Raw genomic sequence first — 21532 nt, 5'->3', positions numbered from 1 at the left:
GAAACCTCTTGCGTAATCCATAAATGAAAAGTTGTCGTGTAAATTCAGAAAGTTCAAATGCCTTACGCAGTCTTTCCTCAGGGGACATCTGACGAAGTATCTGGATATATTTTTTATGTGCAATATCTCTATTCATTACAATGCTCCTGCCAGTATTTCAGAAACATCCATAACCCTAACATCAGTATTCATCGCCTTCAACGTTTCTTCAAACATCTGCAAACAATAAGGGCAGGCGACCGCAATGATTTCGGCACCGGTAGCGAGAAGTTGCTTTAATCTCAAGTTAACAAGACGTTCTTCATTTGCATATTCACGCCACAAACCCATTGAACCTGCGCCACAACAGACGCTATTCTTACGATTGAAAAATGGAACTTCAACAAGTTTCAGTCCTGGAATTGACTTTAATATCTCCCTTGGCTCTTCGTAAATACCGCTCTGCCTTCCCAAGGTGCAGGGGTCATGATAGACAACGCTCTTGTTGAATGATTTTGTTGGTTTTATTTTCCCAATTTTTATTTGTTCAAAAAGTATTTGTGTGTAGTGAAATGTCTGAAAATTATAGTGACTCCGGTACTCGGTATTGAAAATTGTATAACAATGGGGTGAAATTGTTATCGTATTCTTCACATTTAACTCTTTGAATGCCTTGAGATTATTATTAAAAAGCGATTGAAAAACTTTTTCTCCGCCAGTGCGCCTGACTGCCTCACCACAACAACTTTCTTTTTCACTTGCAATGCCGAAATTCACACCTGCTTTCTGGAATATCTGTGCTATTGACCTTGCCACATTCTTTGCGCGTGCGTCGTAGGCAGTAATACAGCAGACGAAGAAAAGATTCTCAAGTGCAGGATTATACTCTTTTATATCTAAACCCTGTGCCCAGTCTTTTCTTTTTTCTTGAGGTTCACCAAGGGGGTTATTGTTACTCGTTAAACGCGAAATTAAACTTTTCAACTCAGCCGGATAAGAACCAAAATCAATCATTATTCTACGAGCAGAACGAAGAATATTGGAAATATTAACCTTCCTTGGACATTCATAAAGACAACTATCACAACCAACACAGCGGAATACTTCATTTGTCTCCTGACAGACTGCGTCTTTGTCTTCACTGCATAGTATCGCACCCAATCTCACAAGATCAGGAAACTGATATGTTGTATAATTTATACCATCAAGCATATTCCAGGGGCAGGCAGCCATACATCTGCCACATTCATAACATTTTATTGCATCTTCCGCACCCTGCTCAAGAAGCAGTTCACGGATTTCAGGATTGAGTTTTAGTAAATTATTCATAACCTTCCAATTTCTAAAATTATCCTTTTGCTTGTTTTAATTCTAAAATTTTGTTCTTTAAAACCGGCACAACCTTAAACAGGTCTTCAACAATACCGTAGTCTGCCTCATTAAATATCGGTGCATTGGGGTCTTTATTGACTGCAATGATAGTATCAGAATTCTTCATACCCATTAAATGTTGGAAAGCACCCGAGATTCCTAAGGCAATGTATAATTTGGGTTTGACCGTTTTCCCTGATGAACCGACCTGATGCTCTTTAGGAAGCCAGCCGGCATCTACCACGGGCCTTGTGCATCCAATAACACCGCCGATCGCCTTTGCGAAGTCTTCAATTATGGGTAAGTTTGCCTTATCTTTTATACCTCTGCCCACCGACACTATCACATCTGCCTTGGTAATATCAACTGCACCAACTGCTGCTTCAATGTATTCAATAAATCTACGATATTCAGGTTGAGCACTTATTGGGGTTTCCATTTTAACAACTTCTGCATTAAGACTTGCCATTTCAACCGGGATGCTGCCACTACGATAGGTTATAAGGTAAGATGGATTATCCTTTAATAAAATCTTTGCATTCAATTTTCCATCATACATTGACCTTATAACCCTTAGCTTATTATCAACGACCTGGACATCCAGACAGTCAGTGGAAAACGGTATATTCAAATTTGTAGCAAGTGCAGGTCCCAAATCCATACCCATTGCAGTATGCCCGATAATCACCAAAAACGGAGATTCCTTCTTGAAAATTTCTGCGAGCGCAATCTGATAAACTTCAGCATTAAAATCTTTGAATAAACCATTTTCCATAACAATGATACGATCTGCCTGGGTTTTTATCTGATTGATGAATTTTTCTGCATCATCGGTCAATAATATTGCTGTGCATTTTGTATTTAAACTCTGGGCAATTCTTCTACCCAGGGTTAATAATTCAAATGTTATATCCCTTATTGTTCCCTGACGGTGTTCAACCAAGGTAAATATTTCTGCCATAGTATCTCCTTAATTTGTGTGATGAATCACACCGCTACAGATTTGCGATGCACCACACCGCTACAATTGTTCACAAAAGTCCTTTTTCTTTAATGATACCTGCAATCTTTGTTGCCACTTCATCAGCACTGCCGGTTAAAATCTCAGCCCGCTTACCGACCGGGGGCAAAAATAACTCTTCAAGTATAGAATGTGTATCAATATCCGATGGTAGTTCGCTTTTTCCAATTGTCTTAATCTCTTTGCTTGCTGCACGCCGAATGGCAATCAGTGAAGCAAAACGTGGCGTATTAATACCGGTTTGTATCGTAACTAACGCAGGTAAACTTAATTCAAGATGCTCAAGCAAACCTCCTTCAAGTTCCCGGTGCACCTGCAATTTTTTATCACTTACTTCGAGTTTTGTAACAAGTGTAGCATGCGGAATTCCTAATAACTCTGCGAGGGTCTGGCCGACCATTGAATATCCATCATCGGTCGCCATACAACCCGTTAAGACCAAATCATAGTTCAATCCCTTTATAACTGAGCTCAAGACCTTTGCCGTCTTGTACCCATCAGTCTCCCCCATCTCTTCTGCCTTTATCCTTATTGCCGAGTCACCACCCTTTGCTAATGCAATCCTTAAAGTATCTTCTGTATCCGGATAACCAAAACTGATAACCGTTACCGAACCACCATACTTTTCTTTCAAAAGTATCGCTTCTTCAAGGGCATAACTATCCGATTCGTTCATATCAAAGGCAAGCCGCTCTTTAATAATATCCTTCCCACTGGAATCTATTTTAACATCTGCCTCAGCAGTCTGAGGCACCCTTTTTATGCAGACAATGATATTCAAATGACCTCCCTTTTAAAAATACCTAAAAGTCCAAAATTTCTAAATACCTAAAAGTGAAACTAAAGAATATAAAGAGCCTTATTATCTAAAATTTTTAGGAATTTAGGCGTTTAGGTATTTAGGTATTTTTATTTAATCAATTCCCTCGCTATCACAATCTTCTGAATTTCGCTCGTGCCTTCGTAGAGTTCAAGAATCTTGGCATCTCTATAAAATCGCTCAACAGCATAATCTTTTGTATAACCATACCCACCAAAAATCTGCACTGCCTTTCTTGTAACATCAACGGCGATTGTCGCAGCGTAATATTTACACATTGCTGATTCTTTTGAAAATCTCGGCATACCTTTATCTTTGCAATAGCCCGCGTAATAGACAAGCAATCTCGCCGCATGAATCTGGGTTGCCATCTCAGCCAGCATGGACTGTATCATTTCAAATTCACAAATTGGTTGACCAAATGCCTTTCTTTCCTTAGAATACTTTATTGCTGCTTCAAGTGCTGCCTGTGAGACTCCAACTGCCTGGGCACCAATATCAACCCTTGATACATCAAGGGTGTTCATACAAATCTTGAAACCATCCCCTTCTTTTCCCAGCAAATTTGACTTTGGGATCTTGCAGTCCTCAAATATTAACTCACAATTACCACTTGCCCTTATACCCATCAAATCCTCATGCTTGCCGAGTGTAAATCCTGGGGTACCCCTTTCAACAATAAATGCACTCATTCCTTTATGTTTTAATTCTTTATTGGTATATGCGAATACTACATAGATTCCTGCCTCGGTTCCATTGGTAATAAATCTCTTGGTGCCGTTCAAAACATAATAATCGCCTTCGAGTCTCGCCGTCGTCTCCATTCCGGCTACATCACTCCCAGCATTTGGTTCAGTAATTCCGATTGCACCAATCTTTTCACCACTGCATAAAAGTGGAAGGTATTTTTGCTTCTGCTCTTCGGTTCCAAAGGTCAAAATAGGATAAGTAACGAGTGAATTATTTACAGCAACAATCACACCCGTTGTTGCACACACACGTGAGATTTCTTCTATCGCAATTGCCAGTGATACAAAATCAAGACCCGAACCTCCGTATTTTTCAGGCACAACAATCCCCAGTAATCCCTGTTTTGCACATTTTTTTATATTATCCCAGGGGAATTGCCCGGTCTTATCAATCTCAGGCGCCAGAGGTGCAAGTTCGGCTTCGGCAAATTTCCGCACCTGGTCCTGTAGCATTTTTTGTTCAGCAGTTAAATCAAAGTTCATATAACCTCCCTTTCGGAAAACACCTAAAAGTCCAAAATTCCTAAATACCTAAAGATTAAAATGGAAAAGTCCAAAACTTATCCTGTTGAAAGATATAATACCTAAATGCCAAAAAATTTTAAGAATTTAGGTGTTTAGGTATTTAGACATTTTCATTTCCCCAGTATCTGTCTTGCAATGACAATCTTTTGAATTTCGCTCGTGCCCTCACCAATCTCCATTAGTTTTTCATCACGCAGGAATCTTTCAACAGGATATTCATCGGTTATGCCAAGTAAACCATGTATATCTATCGCCATACTCGTCGTCTTCATCCCGACTGTAGAGGCATAATATTTTGCCATTGCCGATTCTTTAACATAAGGTAAACCCGCATCCTTTAATTGTGCAGCATTATACACCAATAGTCTTGCGGCCTCAATCTCGGTCGCCATTTCGGCTATCATTGACTGGATTGATTGGTTTTTTGTAAGACCATTTTCTTGAACGAATTTTACAGATGCATCAAGCGCTCCCTGGGCAATACCCAGTGCCAGTGCCCCAATTGAAATCCTGCCGCCATCAAGGGTTTCCATAAATATTTTGAACCCATCTCCTTCCTGCCCGAGTATATTCTCCTTCGGAATTACACAATCTTCAAATATCAGTTCTGAAGTTATTGAACCGCGTAGGCCAAGTTTATCTTCTTCTTTGCCCGGTGTGAATCCCGGTGTGCCTTTTTCAACCACAAATGCAGAGATACCTTTATAACCCAAAGCAGGGTCTTTTGTGGCGGTAAAAATAATCACATCCGCTACATGTCCTGAAGTAATAAACCGCTTTGTCCCATTTATTATATACCTATCACCTTCAAGTTTGAACCTTGTCTGTGTTCCGGCAGCATCGCTACCCGCATTCGGTTCGGTCAGACCAAAAGAACCAATCTTTTCGCCTTTTGCCAATGGGATGAGCCATTTTTGTTTCTGTTCTTCTGTTCCTGCATAATAAATCGGGAATACACCGAGAGAAGAATGAGCAGCAAGAAATATCCCGGTTGAACCACAGACCCTGCCGATTTCTTCTACCGCGATTGCATAAGATAGAACATCAAGCCCGGCGCCACCATACTCTTTCGGGATATACAAGGCAAGGAATCCCAGTTCACCCATTCTCTTTACCAAATCCCAGGGGAATTCACCTTTCTTATCAATCTCCTTTGCCCTGGGTGCTACTTCATTATCAGCGAATGCCCGCACCTTTTCTCTAAATTCTTTGTGTTTTTCACTTAAAATCATAACCCACCGCCTTTTTTAATATTTTATACGCAGGTTAAAGCCTGCGGCTACATTTTCTGAAAATATCCACGGTCTTTTATTCTTTATAAATTCTTTTTTAAATTTCAATGTCTCTCTAAAAAATGCCTTTCAATCGGGCAGTTTCCATCTTGCCTCTTTCCATTGAACAAGATATGTCTCAAATATCCGCGCCACCTCTTTATCATCATCAGACTCAATCCGTAATGACTTTATTTTATTCTCATAATGTTTGCCAATTAAACCCACCGGCAGAGTAATTATCCCGAAAAGGAACCAGGTCAATATTGCTTGATAAAACCAACCCGTGTCAGCAAAAAGAGCGGTGATTATGAAAAAGGCAATATAGAAAATTATATAAACAACCGCCAACTTCATATTTGTGTTAATAACCTCTTTTAATTCTGAAAGGTCGATCCGAGAACGAATGACGCCTTTTTTATTACGAACAAAGGCAGTAATCTTATTTACCGAATAAAGGTGCATACCCACTGAAATTAAGATTGCAACTACTAAAATTATTAGTAATCTTTGATTCATAAACCTTTATCTCAATCCCTTATTCTAACCAAGTAAGTTCCTGACAATTTTCTCTCTCAAAACAAAACCAGACTGTCCTATGACCTGAATGCTTTTTGCATCCCTTAAATATCTCTCAACCGGATAATCTTTTGTATAGCCATAACCACCGAATACCTGGACTGATTTTATTCCGCAATAAACTGCAGTCTCGGCGCTGGTTGCGAGGGCAATATCAGAAGCAAGTGCGTAATCCTCACCAGAATCAACTCTAATTGCAGTGTCATAAACGATATCTTTAGCTGCTTCTATTTTTATCCTCATTTCTGCCAGCATTTCCCTGACCATTGGGAAATCACAAATTGGCCTGTTAAATTGCCGGCGTTCTTTTGAGTATTTTATTGATGCCTCAAGTGCTGCTTGAGCAATGCCCAGCGCTATCGCCGAAAGACATAGAGCAAAATATCTATTTATTTCTTCCATTGCGCCAGTAATATTTGCACTATTTATTATAAAGGACTCTTCGGAAATTTGCAAATTTTCAAAATCAATATCAGCAATACCTGCGGACTTAACTCCTAATAAATATGGTTTCACAATCTTCTTTGCATCCGTTTTCTCTACAACAAACAATCCTGAATCTTTCTCAGTCTTGAGAGACAAAAGATAAAAATGCGCAATTTCACCGTTAAGAACAAATCTATTTTTGCCGTTTATTATCAAAGGATTTTCTTGAACTATCTTTAACCCCCTTGTCCCATTATCAAATGAAAATCCCGCTATTTCTCCATTGGCAAGCCTGTTCAAATACGATTTAAATTTTTCACTTGAAAATTTTAACAAAACAAATCCAGCAAGGCTATTTGCTGCAAGGATAAGCCCAAGCGAAGCACAAGATTTTGATAGTTCTTCAATGATAATGCATAGACTTGTAGTATCCATTCCTGCACCACCAAATTCAGAGGGAATTATTGGTGATAACAATCCTAATTCAATCAGTTTTTTAAAGACTGATTCGGGTATTCTACCTTCATTTTCAATATCCCGGGATAAAGGTTCAACCTCCTGAACCGCAAACTTCCTAATTTCATTTTGAACCAACTTTTGTTCATTGTTAAATTTTATTAAACCCATAAAACTCCTTGTCTGAAAACACTATATTTTTTAGGCATTCAGGTATTTCGGACTTTTAGGTGCTTGAATTGGTAGCCCCTCGCTTCGCTCGGGACACTCAATTTTCCTACCACATCTGTCTACGCTGCGCTTGACATCTGTGGGGATTGGAGCCCCTCGCTTCGCTCGGGACACTCAATTTTCCTACCACCTGTCTACGCTGCGCTTGACATCTGTGGGGAAAATTGGTGCATGCTACCGCCCTTGTCAGTTACAGATAACCTCCATAACTGAACCGAAGATAAAAACAAGCGACAATATATATTTATAATTATATTAAAATTGCAATTAATGTCAATAAATAGATATTGACCATCCACTGAATTTATATATAATTAGGCACGATGAAACGCAAGTTCTTCCCATTGCAAACAAAGTTAATCCTGAGTTTTTCAACGGTAATAATCATTGGTATATTTCTTTCAACTTTTACCGGTATTCAGATAATTGGAAATACAATTGTGGCTCAGGGACAGGAAAAGGTTAAACTTGACCTGAATACTGCAAGAGAAGTTCTTGAAGAAGAAGGAAGGACTATAAAAAATATTGTGCGTTTGACAGCAAGCAGATATTTTGTGAAAGATGCCCTTATCAAAAAAAATCGTTTGTTCTTGCTAAAAGAATTGCAGAAAGTTAAAGAAGACGAAAATCTTGATATACTAAACATCACTGACAACACCGGGCGGATAATCATTCGGGCTGAGAATCCAGAATACTATAACGATTTTTCTGAAAATGAAATATTAAAAAAAGTCCTGAAAGAAAAAGAAAGCATTTACGGTATAATAATTATATTTGAGGAGGAACTAAAAAAAGAAAGTGAAAAACTTGCAGAACGAGTTAAAATCAGAATTCTCCCAACACCCAAGGCAAAACCCCGTAATGATACACTGGAAACATCAGGATTGATAATCATTGCCGGAGCACCAGTTTTTGATGACAATAATAATCTGATCGGTGTTGTGTATGGTGGTAGATTGTTAAATAGGAATTATGAAATTGTTGATAAAATAAAAGATATTGTTTACAAAGACGAACGATTTAGAGGTAAAGAGATCGGAACCGCAACGATATTTTTGAAAGACTTGCGGATTACCACCAATGTTCGCGATATTTCAGGTGAAAGGGCGATCGGAACACGCGTATCAGAAGAGGTTTACGACCAGGTTCTTGTAAATGGTAATCCCTGGATTGGCAGGGCATTTGTAGTGAATGACTGGTTCATCACAGCATATGAACCAATCCATGACATAAATAACCAAATTGTAGGTATTCTATATGTTGGTATGCTGGAAGCCCCTTATGTTTATTTAAAAAACCGTGTGGTTTCAATATTCATTCTCATTGCTATCGCGAGCATTATAGCCCTGGCAATTATCTCTTTTTTCACGGTAAAGCGTATAACAAAACCAATAAATGAATTATATCATCTAACTGGAAGGGTCTCAAAAGGCGACCTGTCAGCCCGGGCTATGGTAAGTTCTGACGACGAAATTGGAGAATTGATCAAATCATTCAATCAGATGGTAGCCTCCCTTCAAAGTGCCACCGAAGGTTATGTCAATCTAACCCGTACCCTTGAACAAAAAGTTCAAGAAAAAACAAAAGAATTAGAAAAGGCAATGGAACAATTGGTTCAAAATGAAAAATTATCTGCCATTGGTAGACTCGCTGCCGGTATTGCCCATGAAATCAATAACCCGCTAACCGCAATCCTTATCAACAGTCATCTAATCAAAGAAAAAATAAAAGAAAATTCTAAATTGACAGAAAAACTTGATATGATTATTGATGAAACCCAGCGGTGTGCAAAAATTGTTAGTGGACTGTTAGAATTTTCACGGCAGACACCGCCCGAGATGAAATTGATTTCAATAAACGAAATTATTAATAAAACATTGATACTTTTTGAGAGTGTTTTTCTTGCAAATAATATAAAAGTTGAAATCTCCTTGGATAAAAATTTGCCACAAATTATGGCGGACGAAAGCAAAATGAAACAAGTATTAACTAATATTCTGTTAAACGCGATAGATGCAATGCCAAATGGTGGAATTCTAAAAATTCGTTCTCGGTCATTAACAGGTGACAAATTTGTAGAAATAGAAATTGAAGACTCAGGTATTGGCATACCAAAAGAAAATTTAGACCGCATATTTGATCCATTCTTCACTACAAAAAAATCAAAGGGTACAGGACTTGGACTTTCAATAAGTTATGGTATTATCCAGCAGCACAATGGCACTATTGAGGTAAACAGTGAGGTTAATAAAGGGACAAAAGTCAAAATACGATTGCCCAATTTATAATTATGAAAGGAGCATTTTATGAATAAAAAATTTAAAATTTTAGTAGTTGATGATGAGATAACAGTTTGTAAAAGCATAGCCAGTGCCCTTGAAGACCTTGATTATATCGTTGATATGGCGCTGAGCGGTGAAGAAGCAACTTTTAAACATAATAATAATCATTATGATTTGATTGTTGCCGATTTAATGATGCCCGACATAACAGGTATTGAATTGCTGAAAAGGGTTAAAACAATTACCCCTGATGTTCAGTTCATTCTTGTGACTGGTTATCCCTCAATAAAGACTGCTGTTGAAGCAATAAAGTTCGGCGCATTTGATTACATCCCCAAACCATTCACACCAGACGAATTAAGAAGCCTTGTTAATCGCGCCCTTGAGTATTATACAAAAGAAAAAATATCTTTAATGCCTATTCCTACAGGCTATTACTGCATTACGGACAACTCCTGGGCTAAAATTGAAGAAGACGGAAACATTAAAATCGGTGCCCATGAAAGGTTAGTCCAAGGTATCAAAGAAATTGCAATGCTGGAACTGCCTAATACCGGTGAAATGAGATATCAAGGAGAAGCATGTGCAAGAATAAATACGAGCGCAAAGCAGATCTACAGAGTATGGACCCCAGTCTCGGGAAAAGTATTAAAAATAAATGAAGATCTGCACAAAAACTTTAGCAAATTGATAACTGACCCATACAACGAAGGCTGGTTAATAATTATACAACCCACAAACTTAGAAGCAGATTTAAAAAATCTAACCAAATGTTAAATTGACTCCATTAACTCCGGAAAAATTACTACAAAATATTCAAATTTTACTAAAAAATTATGATTGTTATGATATCTACTATCTTGATAAAAATGGCAGTTGGCAAAAAAATCCACAAACCCTCAGGGATATAATTTCAAGTGAAGTCTGGTTTCGCACCTGGGAATCATTAAATATCTCTCAAAATGAAGAACAGATTATATCTCTCTTTGAAACTATAAACAACAATGAAAATTTCCAGAGTCTAATATTAAAATTTAAAAATGTCTCAGGATTGGCAGATAATTATATCACAGATACACTCGGCATTTTTGAACTTTTATACGCGCTAATTGAATATCAGTGTCTTATAATAAATACTGAGCAATACATTCCAGAATGGAACTATAAAGAAAAGAAAAAACAAAGTCAATATCTTTCCAAGAAGAATGAGTTTGAAACAAATTTAAAAAATCTTTTGATTAACACACCAATATATGACAGTTTCTTTCAGATTCACGGGAGACTAACAAAGAATACATTCTTCAACTTTATTTCAAAAATCATCAACGAAGAAAACAGATTTTACGAAAAGCAGGAACCAATTAAAGTAAAACTTGAAGATAATAAAAATTTGGCTTGTATTTATGGAAGTTTATATGTTGACATAAATTTAGATTTGGGTTATTCTCTTACTCAGGGAAAGTCGTTGGTCAGACCGCTTTTAAAGTTATTAAACGAAGGCGGAAATAATCTTAATGTCGGGTTACAATTTGAAATTGTCTCTATGCTTGGTGCTTTAAAAGACCCACGGTGTGCAAGAACCCTTATTAACCTTTTGAAAACTACAAGACCCGAAAATACCAATCTTATATCAAACATTGTATATATTTTAGGGAATGTGCACTTTATTGAAATGGCTGATAATTTAAAAGAAATTCTCCAACTCGCTGACTATGTAAATATTTCAAATGGATACAAAATACCTGTTTATGATGTAAAATCAGAAGCAATATGGTCTATTGGTAAACTTGGTATTTCAGGAAAAAATCATATTAATGAAATGATAAAATATAAATATCACAAGGATAGCACAATTAAAATCGCACTCGCCTGGGCATTAGGAATTATTGGTGCAGAAGAAAAGAAAAAGGAAGGTGCTGTTGATTTAGAGATTCTCACAACATTATTAGAATTCTTGAATGAAAAAGACAAAAAACTCTTTGAGGAAGCAATATATAGTCTAAAAAAGATTGGTTTTTATGAAATAATTGAGGAAATAAATTTTACAAATATCCCTGCAACTCCGATTTTATCACTAAAGCCAAGCAGTATTGGACTTTATGAACTCTCTGAAACCCTTTATCATCTTATGGGTATAAAACAACCTGTTGTTATGGCAGTCACCGGTGATTCTGGTACGGGAAAAACTTATTTTTGTGAAGTAATAAAAAATGGTTTTGGTGATATTCCAAAAGACGAAATACTTTATTTAATGAGAGATAACCCTGCCCACCGCACAATGTTCAGCAGGATGATAGACCAGGAATTTGTTAAAGATTTTCTTGATCCGCAATATTATACAATTGAAATGATGGATGAAAAAAAACTTTCACCATCTGAAGCGTTTTCAAATTTCATAAAACAACATTCTCATAAAAAATTGATTATTCTTGATGGCTGGCTTGATGAGATATATTTTTATCAGGTTTTAAAAACATTCTACCAATTCAATTATCTTGATTGTGTTGTAAACTTTCGAACCACATACTCTACCCGAAGGATTAACCTTGAAACAAGAGAAGGAATTTTAGAGCGAGTAAAAGATTGTTTGAGGTTTGTTGAAAATCCACCCATAGAAGAAACAGAATTTTATCGTAATGGAGATGTTTTTATTTACAATCTTGATAATTCAATTGGCTCACGCCTTAGCAGTGAAGAGATAAAAGAAGTCTTCAGCAGAAAAAAAGTTGGATTATGGGCTGATTATATACGGATTGGTAGATTTCATAAAGAAGAAAAAGAGTTAATAATAATAGAAGAAGCAATAAACACGAAAAAAGAAAAATATACTATCCATCCGGATAGCGAAATTGCTATTGGAGAAGAACCGATTGATGTCCAGACTGAACACTTTTCAAGAATTCTCAATGAAAATCTATCATCACAGCCTAATCTGCTGCAAACAATAAATCTGGATAAAACTGCCCCTGTGAAAATTTCTTACTATAGTCCAGGGATGATCGCTTATTCCAATAAAGATGGTATGGTTGGTATTCTAACCGGCGTTAATAACCAGAATCTTTATACCAAAATAAAACCGGATAAACTATTAGGACACTGTCATTATAATGAATTGCTCTGTCTTGCCCACTCATCATCAATCCACGCAATTGATTTTACCAAGAATAGAAAGTTAGTATTTACAGTATCTACTGTTCCCATATCAGCGTTCTCTTCTGACCGTAGTAAAAATTTCATCACCGGGCACTATGATGGTACAATAAGATTATGGGATTTTGAAGGAAAGAAGACAAGTTTATTATTGGGTCATAAATCAGCAATAATTAGCCTTTTAATAACGAAAAACAAAAATATCATTTCATGTGGTATTGATGGTGAAGTAAGAATATGGAATCTTGGAGATGGCTCAATGGAAATATTTAATGATTCGAGATTTACTACCGAATATATAAGTACTTTTCAATTTTTCAATAATATCATTTTTCTTAAAAATGACACATTTATTGTCCTGAATCCTGAGTTAGAAATTATAAAATTAATAAAAATAAATGGAATAGATAAAATAACAGCGTTCTATCCTTATTATGATGGCAGAATATTCGCAGGATTTGAAAAAAATGATAAATATGGACTCATAGTCTTAGAAGATAAATTCTATAAGATTATTAGCTTTCTGGAAAAGAAAATAGATAGCATACTCATAATGGGACCACGGATAATCACAACCAGTGAAATGGGTTTAAATATATGGGGGAGTGAAAATTACGTTAATGGTGAAATAGAAAAATTGAAGATATTAAAGGAATCCCGAAAACCTTTCTATTATCACAGTATGATATTTTGAAATAGCTGTCCTTGACTTGACCGAATTTTTAAATAGACTTAATTTGATGGATAAATTAAAAAGAGATTTTATAATCTGCGAGAAATGCGGTAAAGAAAATCCCATTTATGCTACGCAATGTGTCTATTGTGGGCATCTTTTTTATAAAGATATTTATAAGGGACTCTGGAGAAGGAATGTTTTGGTCACCTTGCTTCTTTTTTTTATCCCTTTTGTCATACTTTTCTATATTATAAATTATGAAGTATCAGCAAACTTTGAAAAACATATCAAAACCAGTCTGGACTATTCGGTTGAGGTTAATACAAGAATAATAAAATCATTCCTTGAAGAACGGGAGAAAAATCTACTATCTATTAATCGTATTGATATATCCAATATTAATGAAATCAAGAAAAAAAATAATATTTTTATTCAATTTATGAAAAATAACGAATGGTTTGATTTCATAGGAATTGCCAATCTCCAAGGTGAAATAATTTTTTCAACCACACCAATCAAAGCAAACATAGCCGAGCGCGAATATTTTAAAAAGGCGCTTGCTGGTGAAATATATAATAGTAGTATTTTTCATTCTGATGCTCTCAACCGCAATGCAATGATAATATCTGCCCCGTTTTTAAATCAATCCGGGGAGATAATCGGCATTGTTTTTGTTTCAGTAACTCTATCAAAATTTTATAATCTAATACTTGATTTGAGAATCGGTAAAACAAGCGAAATCTTCCTCGTTGATGAACAGGGTAAATTTTTGTCTCCATCAAAACTTGGTGGCGAAGTCCTGAAACAGGCCGGATATTACGAAAGTGAACCCAATCCTCATCAAGGCGAAGGAGGTGTGATCTCCCATCGGGATTACCGCGGTGAAAAGGTTATATGCGCTTTTAGAAGATTCAATAAACCAAACTGGTATCTGGTTTCAGAAATTGATATAAAAGAAGCACTGGCACCGGTAAATTCACTAAAAAAGATTATCCTGGTGATCTTTTTAATATTTGGCACATTTCTATTTTTCTCCGCCATACTCTTCTCAAATCAAATAACAAATCTACTAAAATCATTGACTTCTAATTTAAAATCTGCGTTTGACGACATAAGCAATAAAAAATCCCTTATTGATAAAATAAATTTAGAATTGCGGAAAAGGTTGAAAGAATGCGAAAATTTAAGCAAAAAATTGAGTGCTTCTGAGCGTTATATAAAAGGTATAACTGATAGTATCACAAGCGCGATACTGGCAATTGATAGAAACTATTGTATAACTTACTGCAATAATTTTGCTAAGAATTTTTTAAAAATTCATAATAGTCAAAATAATGTTAATCTTTCTGAAGCCTCTCCCCTATTCCTTGACGAAGAGATCAAAAATAGATTAGCAGATATATTTAATAAAAATACTTCATTTAGTATAGAAAAAAAATCAGTGATTATAGAAGGAAATAACTATATTTTAAATATTTCTGGATTCCCGGTTGAATCAGGTGAAGGTGTACATTCTGCAACTATCTTGATTAATGACATTACCACTTATGAAAATATGCGGACGCAGATGGCAGATTATGAGAAACTTTCGGCATTAAGCCAGTTAGCGCTTGGGGCAGCCCACGAGATAAATAATCCTTTGCTTGGTATCACCTCTTTCCTTGAAATGCTTATAGAAGAAGAAGATGATGTGGAAAAGAAAACAAGGGCAAAAGAAGTTCTGGAAAATGCCTACCGTATTTCAGAAACCGTAAGGGGACTTTTAAACTTTGCACGACCAGCACCACCGAAATTTACAAAAGTCAATTTGAACGACTTAATCAAAGAAACCGTCTCCTTCCTTCACCATCAACCGTTATTTAAAAAGATTAAAATTCAAAAAGAACTTGCGGATGCACTGCCGCCAATTACTGCAGATGCCAACCAAATAAGACAGGTTCTTGTCAATATTCTTTTGAATGCGGCGCAAGCAATTGAAGATAAAGGAACGATCACGATTAGCACCAATAAAATTAAATTTGAAGACTTTGTTGAAATAAAAATCAACGATACTGGTATCGGTATCCCCGCCGAAAATTTGAAGCGGGTATTTGAACCATTTTTTACAACTAAAAGGGGCAAAGGGACTGGATTAGGACTGAGTATCAGTTTGACTTATGTGAAAAATCATAATGGTGAGATAATTATTAATAGTGAAGTAGGAAAAGGCACTGAAGTGAAGATAATACTACCAATCAGACAGGAAGGGAAGATAACAAGTGAGGTAATTGATGAGTGAATCAATTCTCATCATTGATGATGAAGTTTTGACACTTAATAATCTCAAAAGGGCACTTGAGAAAGACGGTTATGAAATATTTCTTGCGGACACAGGCGAGACAGGTCTAAAAATATTTCAAGAACATTTTCCCAATTTGGTGCTTGTAGACCTAATGTTGCCGGGGATTGATGGCATTGAAGTTTTGAAGAGAATAAAAGAAATAGATGAAAATACAATTGTAATAATGATAACTGCCTATGAGATACTTGAAAAGGCAGTCCAATCAATGAAATTGGGTGCCTATGATTATCTGCTAAAACCCTTCCGGATCAACGACCTAAAATCAAATATAAAAAGAGCCCTTGAATTACAAAGGCTACGCTTGAGAATTTCTGAATCTATTGAAACCGAAAAAGGCAAATATTATTTTAATAGAATCGTGGCGCAAAGTAGAAAAATGGCTGAAGTTTTAAGAACTGCCGAACGGGTGGCAATGCTTGATAAAACTACGGTCTTGATCACCGGCGAAAGTGGTGTGGGAAAGGAATTGCTGGCAAGGGCAATCCATTACAATAGCCCGAGGGCAGAAAAAGAATTTATTGAAATCAACTGTGCTGCAATACCGGAAAATTTATTGGAAAGCGAACTATTCGGTTATGAACCAGGGGCATTCACAGATGCAAAACGGAGGAAAATGGGCATCTTAGAAAAGGCAGACAAAGGAACAGTCTTCCTTGATGAGATTGCAGATATGCCTTTTTCTATCCAGGCAAAGATTTTAAAAGTCCTTGAAGAACAAACCTTCGTAAGACTCGGCGGAACGACTCCTATAAAAGTAGATATCAGAATAATTGCGGCAACAAATAAAGACCTGAAAAAAGAAATTGAAAGAAAGAACTTTCGTGAAGACCTATTTTACCGCCTGAATGTTGTTCCCATTCATATACCATCACTGCGGGAGAGAAAAGACGATATTGTTCCTTTAGTACTAAACTTTATCAGGGAATTCAATCAGGAATTACATCGTTCTTATAAAGGCATATCTGAGTCCGCAGCAAAGGCATTTATAGAATACGACTGGCCCGGAAATGTTAGAGAACTCCGCAATGTGGTAGAAAGAATTATGGCTTTGCATCCTGCCGAAGAGATAAAATTAGAGCATATACCAAATGAATTAAAAGGTAGTTCGCTATTAACTGAAATTTCCTCAATAAAAGAAACAACCCTGCGCAACAAATATGTTACACTTGAAGAGTTAGAAAAAGAATACATAAAGGAAGTTCTGAAATTCACCAATGGAAACAAATCAAAGGCAGCAAAAATTCTCGGTATCCATCTTACCTCGCTGCTGAGGAAATTAAAAGAAATGCAAAACAAAGGCTAAAATTCATCCTGTTTCCAAAGTTGCTCGACACCAATAATACAATAACTTCGTCGAATAAAACCCTTATATCTTGAAAAGGGCGATTGATTTATTTTAAAGATGCATTTGAAACACGCTTTTTACCCTGATAATACTTGCAAAATGCGATAAAGTTTTGCATTTTGCAATAGTTAATACATAAAACCCTTGAAATTTCATTAGAAAAAACAGGCACGGGTTTTGCATATTAAATGGGTGTGAAGGAGGTTCCAATGAACAACAACAAAAAATTAACTAAGAAATATGATCCATTTATTGAGGCAACCTATCAGTATGAGAAGGCTGCAAGTATGCTGGATCTTGAGCCCTGGATTTATAACCGGCTCAAATATCCAGAAAAAGAGCTAACGGTCCATATTACAATAACGCGAGATAATGGCAAAGTTGAAACATTTACCGGATTCAGGGTTCAGCATTCAACTATCCGTGGTCCTGGGAAAGGTGGTATTAGGTATAGCCCTGATGCATCATTAGAGGAATGCAAGGCACTGGCTGCCTGGATGACATGGAAATGTGCAGTTTTGAATCTACCACTGGGTGGTGCCAAGGGCGCGGTGATCTGCAACCCGCCCGAGATGTCAGAAGCAGAACTTGAAAGACTAACCAAGGAATACACTTACGCAATAAAAGAAATCATTGGTCCACAAAAGGATATACCTGCACCTGATGTCTGGACCAATTCCCAGACTATGGCTTGGATATGTGATGCCTATAGCAGATATGTTGGTTATTTTGAACCTGCGGTTGTTACTGGTAAACCCCTGGCGATAGGTGGTTCAAAAGGGCGTTCTGGTGCCACTGGTTTGGGAATGTATTATACCCTTCTTGAAACATCTAAATATCTCGAAATTCCCCTTGAAGGTAAAAGAGTAACGATAATTGGCTACGGCAATGTTGGCTCATCTATCGCAAGATTGTTGTATGACTATGGTTGCAAGATAATTGCGATAACTGATATCTACGGCGGGATCTATAACAAAAATGGAATAGACATTAAAGCCCTTGACCAGTATGTCGCCCAGACCAAGACAGTAAAAGGATTTAATAAATATGACGAGATCACCAATGATGAATTACTGGAACTTGATGCTGATATTCTGTTGCCTTGTGCTATAGAAGGAATGATAAACGAAGACAATGCCCACAAAATAAAGGCTAAGATAATCTGCGAAGGTGCGAATGGACCTACAACTAATGAGGCAACTGATATTCTCAGCGAGAAAAAAGTCTTCATCATTCCCGATATACTTGCCAATGCTGGCGGTGTAACTGTCTCCTATCTTGAATGGGTCCAGGATGTTCAAAGACTTTTTTATGATGAGGAAGAAGTCAAAAATAAATGCTGGCATATGATGCAGCAATCCTTCTGGGATGTGGTAAGAATTGCAGAGAAGTATAAAACTAATATGCGGCACGCCGCATATATCCTTGCCGTCCAAAGGGTTGCGGAGGCAGCAAGATTATTCGGAAGAGTAGGTAGAAACTAAAAATTAATTTATTAAAAAGCCCGACCAGATGGGTCGGGCTTTTTCTTTTGCAAAAAACTTTATTGCATTTTGCTTTAGAAATTTAATCCTATATAATTCATTGACTTTTCATAAAATTTGCATATAATAAGATATTCAAAAAGGAGACTATAATGGGTTTAAACTTAGAAGAGATAAATAATATCATTAAAAAGTATGGATATAGAAAGAACGCCTTACTTGCAATTTTACAGGATATTCAGGAGAAATATAACTGGCTACCCCAGGAGGCATTGAGGATGGTTTCAGAAAAGCTATGCATCCCACTCATTGATGTCTATAGTGTCGCTACCTTCTACCGCGCCTTCAAACTCGTCCAGCCAGGAAAGCATAATATAACTGTCTGCATGGGAACTGCCTGTCATGTGCGAGGTGCACCAACAGTGCTTAATAGATTTGAAGAGAAATTAAAGATAAGTGCTGGCCAGACCACAGCCGATCATCATGTCTCACTTGAGACCGTGAATTGTTTAGGATGTTGTGCACTTGCGCCGGTCGTCGTTGTTGATGGAAAATATAATGCCCAAGCTACTCTCCAAAAGGCGGATAAAATTTTGGGGGAATTAAAGACAAAAACAAAGCCAGTGGTAAAAAAGGCAAAATTTCAAACGAAAAAGAAGTGAACCTATCTGAACTTAAAACATTACTTCAAGCAAAGGAAATTACAAATTTTACTTCATTAGATATAGAAATCAATTCCGTAGTTGCCTCAGATCTTATGAGCGATATCTTACATTCTAATGCCTCTGCTGAGCTGCTTTTAACCGGATTAGCAAATAATCAAGCAGTCAGAACCTGTGAGATTGCCGGAATAAAAGCAATTATATTCGTGCGGGGTAAATCACCACCGATAGAGACAGTAAAACTTGCAGAAGAATGCAACATTCCCTTACTCAAATGTGAATATTCAATGTTTGAAGCCTGTGGAATACTTTATTCAAAAGGTTTGAAGACCCCAAGATAAAAAAATATGGGTGAGGAAACAAGACTTTCAGAAGAATTTGAAATCACTGGTGGCGATTTTATAAACGGTGGCATGGCTTCCTGTAGAATAAAAAATATTTTAAAAGAGATTGGAATTGACGCAGAGATTACACGCCGGGTCGCAATTGCCTCCTATGAGGCGGAGATGAATGTGGTTATGTACGCAAAGAAGGGAATAATGAAATTCATTCTTGACTCCCATCGCATAACAATAAAAGTTGAGGATGAAGGACCGGGAATCCCTGATATTGAACTTGCAATGCAACCAGGTTATTCAACGGCAACACCCGAGATGCGCGAAATGGGATTTGGTGCCGGAATGGGACTGCCAAATATCCAGAAAAATGCTGATATCTTCAATATTGTCTCTACGGTAGGCAAAGGTACAAATCTTGAAATAATCATTAATTTGAATAACAAAAATGCCTGATCCAATTTTCTACCACTCTATAAAAGTTGATGAAAAAAAATGCATCGGATGTGTCGTTTGTATGAAGGTTTGCCCGACAAAGGCGATAAGGATAAAAGAAAAAAAGGCAGTCGTAAATGCCGAAAGATGCATTGATTGTGGAGAATGCTATCGTGCCTGCCCTTATGGTGCAATCACCCCACTTACCACCAAAACATCAGATATCACGCGTTTCAAAATTAAAGTAGCGCTCCCTTCTCCGGTTCTTTATTCACAATTCGGGAGCAATGTAATGCCCGACCAAATTCTCAATGCCCTGAAAGAAATTGGCTTTGACTATGTTTACGATGAGGCACTCGCCTGCGAAATGATTTCCATTGCAATTGAGGAATATCTCGAAAGAAATAAATCCCCCAGACCAATAATATCCTCAACCTGTCCGGTTGTTGTCCGTTTAATACAGAGACTATTTCCCAGCCTTGTTTCATTGATAATTCGTATGGAGCCCCCCCGAGAAATTGCCGCAAAGAATTTAAAAAGGGAGTTATCGAAAGAACATAAAATTTCAGAACAAGATATCGGAATTTTCCACATCACTTCCTGTCCTGCCAAGATGGTCTCTATCAATAAACCAGAAACAATGGAAAAGTCATACCTTGATGGTGCGATCTCTATCAAAGAAATATATAATCAATTAATGGCACAACTTAAAAGAAAAGAACATAACTTCATCCTCCAAACTCAGAGTCAGGCGAGTGGTATCGGTATCGGTTGGGCAATCTCCGGCGGTGAGATAAGAGGAATAAAGCAGGATGCTTCAGTTTCAGTTTCCGGTGTCTATGATACAATAAGAATACTTAGCGATGTAGAGTCAGGGAAGATAAAAAATATTGAATATCTTGAATGCCTTATCTGTCCGGATGGATGCATTGGCGGACCGCTGACAGTAGAAAATAGATTCCTTGCCAAGAGCCATATCTTAAAGTTGATAAGAAAATTTGGCGGGAAAAATCGTATTGATATTTCCTATGTGAAACAGTTATACGAAAAGAATTTCTTTTCATTTGAACGGAATATCCAGCCCAAACCATTTTCCCCTCTGGATCCGGATAAAAATGAAGCAATTAGAAAACTGAAGAAGAAAGAGCGCATACTTAAGAATTTACCAGGGATCAATTGTGGGGTCTGTGGAGCACCGGATTGTGAATCATTTGCTGAAGATCTGGCCAAAGGCGAAAAGGATCTCACAATCGGTAGATGTGTTTTTTTAGGAGAATAACTTATGAAGTTAACTGAAATAATAAAAAAATTGAATTTAAAAGTATTATGTGCTCGATAAGTTTCTCAAGGTTCTTGCCTTTGAAAGAGCGCCAAGACTGCTCGTGGTCGCCCAT

General features: G+C 36.9%; 17 protein-coding genes. 10 read left to right on the top strand and 7 right to left on the bottom strand.

From position 1 onward, the window contains the following. Window positions 1–135: 135 nt before the first annotated feature. The 7 genes from ABIL69_10180 to ABIL69_10150 all read right to left on the bottom strand — a co-directional run bounded on the left by ABIL69_10180 (window position 136) and on the right by ABIL69_10150 (window position 7368). Window positions 136–1308: a (Fe-S)-binding protein gene (locus tag ABIL69_10180; protein ID MEO0124353.1), complete on the bottom strand. Its 1173-nt coding sequence runs from the start codon at window positions 1306–1308 to the stop codon at window positions 136–138. Between the two features lie 19 nt (window positions 1309–1327). Next, entirely contained in the window at window positions 1328–2311 is a 984-nt protein-coding gene (locus ABIL69_10175) for an electron transfer flavoprotein subunit alpha/FixB family protein (protein MEO0124352.1), read from the bottom strand. A gap of 70 nt (window positions 2312–2381) precedes the next feature. After that, window positions 2382–3152 carry an electron transfer flavoprotein subunit beta/FixA family protein gene (locus tag ABIL69_10170; GenBank protein ID MEO0124351.1) on the bottom strand — a complete coding sequence of 257 codons (771 nt, stop codon included), beginning with the start codon at window positions 3150–3152 and terminating at the stop codon, window positions 2382–2384. Window positions 3153–3280: 128 nt separating this feature from the next. After that, window positions 3281–4423, bottom strand: coding sequence for an acyl-CoA dehydrogenase (locus ABIL69_10165; GenBank protein ID MEO0124350.1), 1143 nt, complete (start codon window positions 4421–4423; stop codon window positions 3281–3283). Window positions 4424–4575: 152 nt separating this feature from the next. After that, window positions 4576–5697, bottom strand: a complete 1122-nt coding sequence (locus ABIL69_10160) for an acyl-CoA dehydrogenase family protein (protein ID MEO0124349.1) — start codon at window positions 5695–5697, stop codon at window positions 4576–4578. A 129-nt stretch (window positions 5698–5826) separates the two neighbouring features. Next, a complete protein-coding gene (locus ABIL69_10155) occupies window positions 5827–6255 on the bottom strand; it encodes a hypothetical protein (GenBank protein ID MEO0124348.1) in 429 nt (142 codons plus the stop codon). 24 nt (window positions 6256–6279) lie between these two features. After that, complete coding sequence (locus tag ABIL69_10150; GenBank protein ID MEO0124347.1) at window positions 6280–7368, bottom strand: acyl-CoA dehydrogenase family protein; 1089 nt, start codon at window positions 7366–7368, stop codon at window positions 6280–6282. Window positions 7369–7751: 383 nt separating this feature from the next. Between ABIL69_10150 and ABIL69_10145 the strand changes: the two genes are divergently transcribed. From ABIL69_10145 to ABIL69_10100, 10 genes are all read left to right on the top strand, one after another. Beyond that, window positions 7752–9716 (top strand): cache domain-containing protein, encoded by a 1965-nt coding sequence (locus tag ABIL69_10145; GenBank protein ID MEO0124346.1) that lies wholly within the window; start codon window positions 7752–7754, stop codon window positions 9714–9716. An 18-nt stretch (window positions 9717–9734) separates the two neighbouring features. After that, the gene (locus tag ABIL69_10140) at window positions 9735–10487 is read left to right on the top strand and encodes a response regulator (protein MEO0124345.1); all 753 of its coding nucleotides are present in this window, start codon (window positions 9735–9737) and stop codon (window positions 10485–10487) included. A 1-nt stretch (window position 10488) separates the two neighbouring features. Next, a complete protein-coding gene (locus ABIL69_10135; protein MEO0124344.1) occupies window positions 10489–13554 on the top strand; it encodes a hypothetical protein in 3066 nt (1021 codons plus the stop codon). A gap of 46 nt (window positions 13555–13600) precedes the next feature. Next, entirely contained in the window at window positions 13601–15814 is a 2214-nt protein-coding gene (locus tag ABIL69_10130; protein ID MEO0124343.1) for an ATP-binding protein, read from the top strand. Next, a complete protein-coding gene (locus tag ABIL69_10125; GenBank protein MEO0124342.1) occupies window positions 15807–17180 on the top strand; it encodes a sigma-54 dependent transcriptional regulator in 1374 nt (457 codons plus the stop codon). Before ABIL69_10130 ends, ABIL69_10125 begins: the two co-directional genes overlap by 8 nt. A 251-nt stretch (window positions 17181–17431) precedes the next feature. Continuing rightward, a complete protein-coding gene (locus tag ABIL69_10120; protein ID MEO0124341.1) occupies window positions 17432–18706 on the top strand; it encodes a Glu/Leu/Phe/Val dehydrogenase in 1275 nt (424 codons plus the stop codon). A gap of 152 nt (window positions 18707–18858) precedes the next feature. Beyond that, a complete protein-coding gene (locus ABIL69_10115) occupies window positions 18859–19368 on the top strand; it encodes an NAD(P)H-dependent oxidoreductase subunit E (protein ID MEO0124340.1) in 510 nt (169 codons plus the stop codon). 95 nt (window positions 19369–19463) lie between these two features. Beyond that, window positions 19464–19709, top strand: a complete 246-nt coding sequence (locus ABIL69_10110; protein MEO0124339.1) for a hypothetical protein — start codon at window positions 19464–19466, stop codon at window positions 19707–19709. A gap of 6 nt (window positions 19710–19715) precedes the next feature. Then, window positions 19716–20159: an ATP-binding protein gene (locus ABIL69_10105; GenBank protein MEO0124338.1), complete on the top strand. Its 444-nt coding sequence runs from the start codon at window positions 19716–19718 to the stop codon at window positions 20157–20159. Further along, entirely contained in the window at window positions 20152–21417 is a 1266-nt protein-coding gene (locus ABIL69_10100) for a [Fe-Fe] hydrogenase large subunit C-terminal domain-containing protein (protein ID MEO0124337.1), read from the top strand. The genes ABIL69_10105 and ABIL69_10100 overlap by 8 nt, the downstream gene beginning before the upstream one ends. Window positions 21418–21532 lie beyond the last annotated feature (115 nt).

It is taken from the genome of candidate division WOR-3 bacterium (genome assembly GCA_039802005.1).
Classification (GTDB): domain Bacteria; phylum Hydrothermota; class Tepidihabitantia; order SM23-42; family JAOAFX01; genus JAOAFX01.
This window is presented reverse-complemented; position numbering and strand designations above follow the sequence as displayed.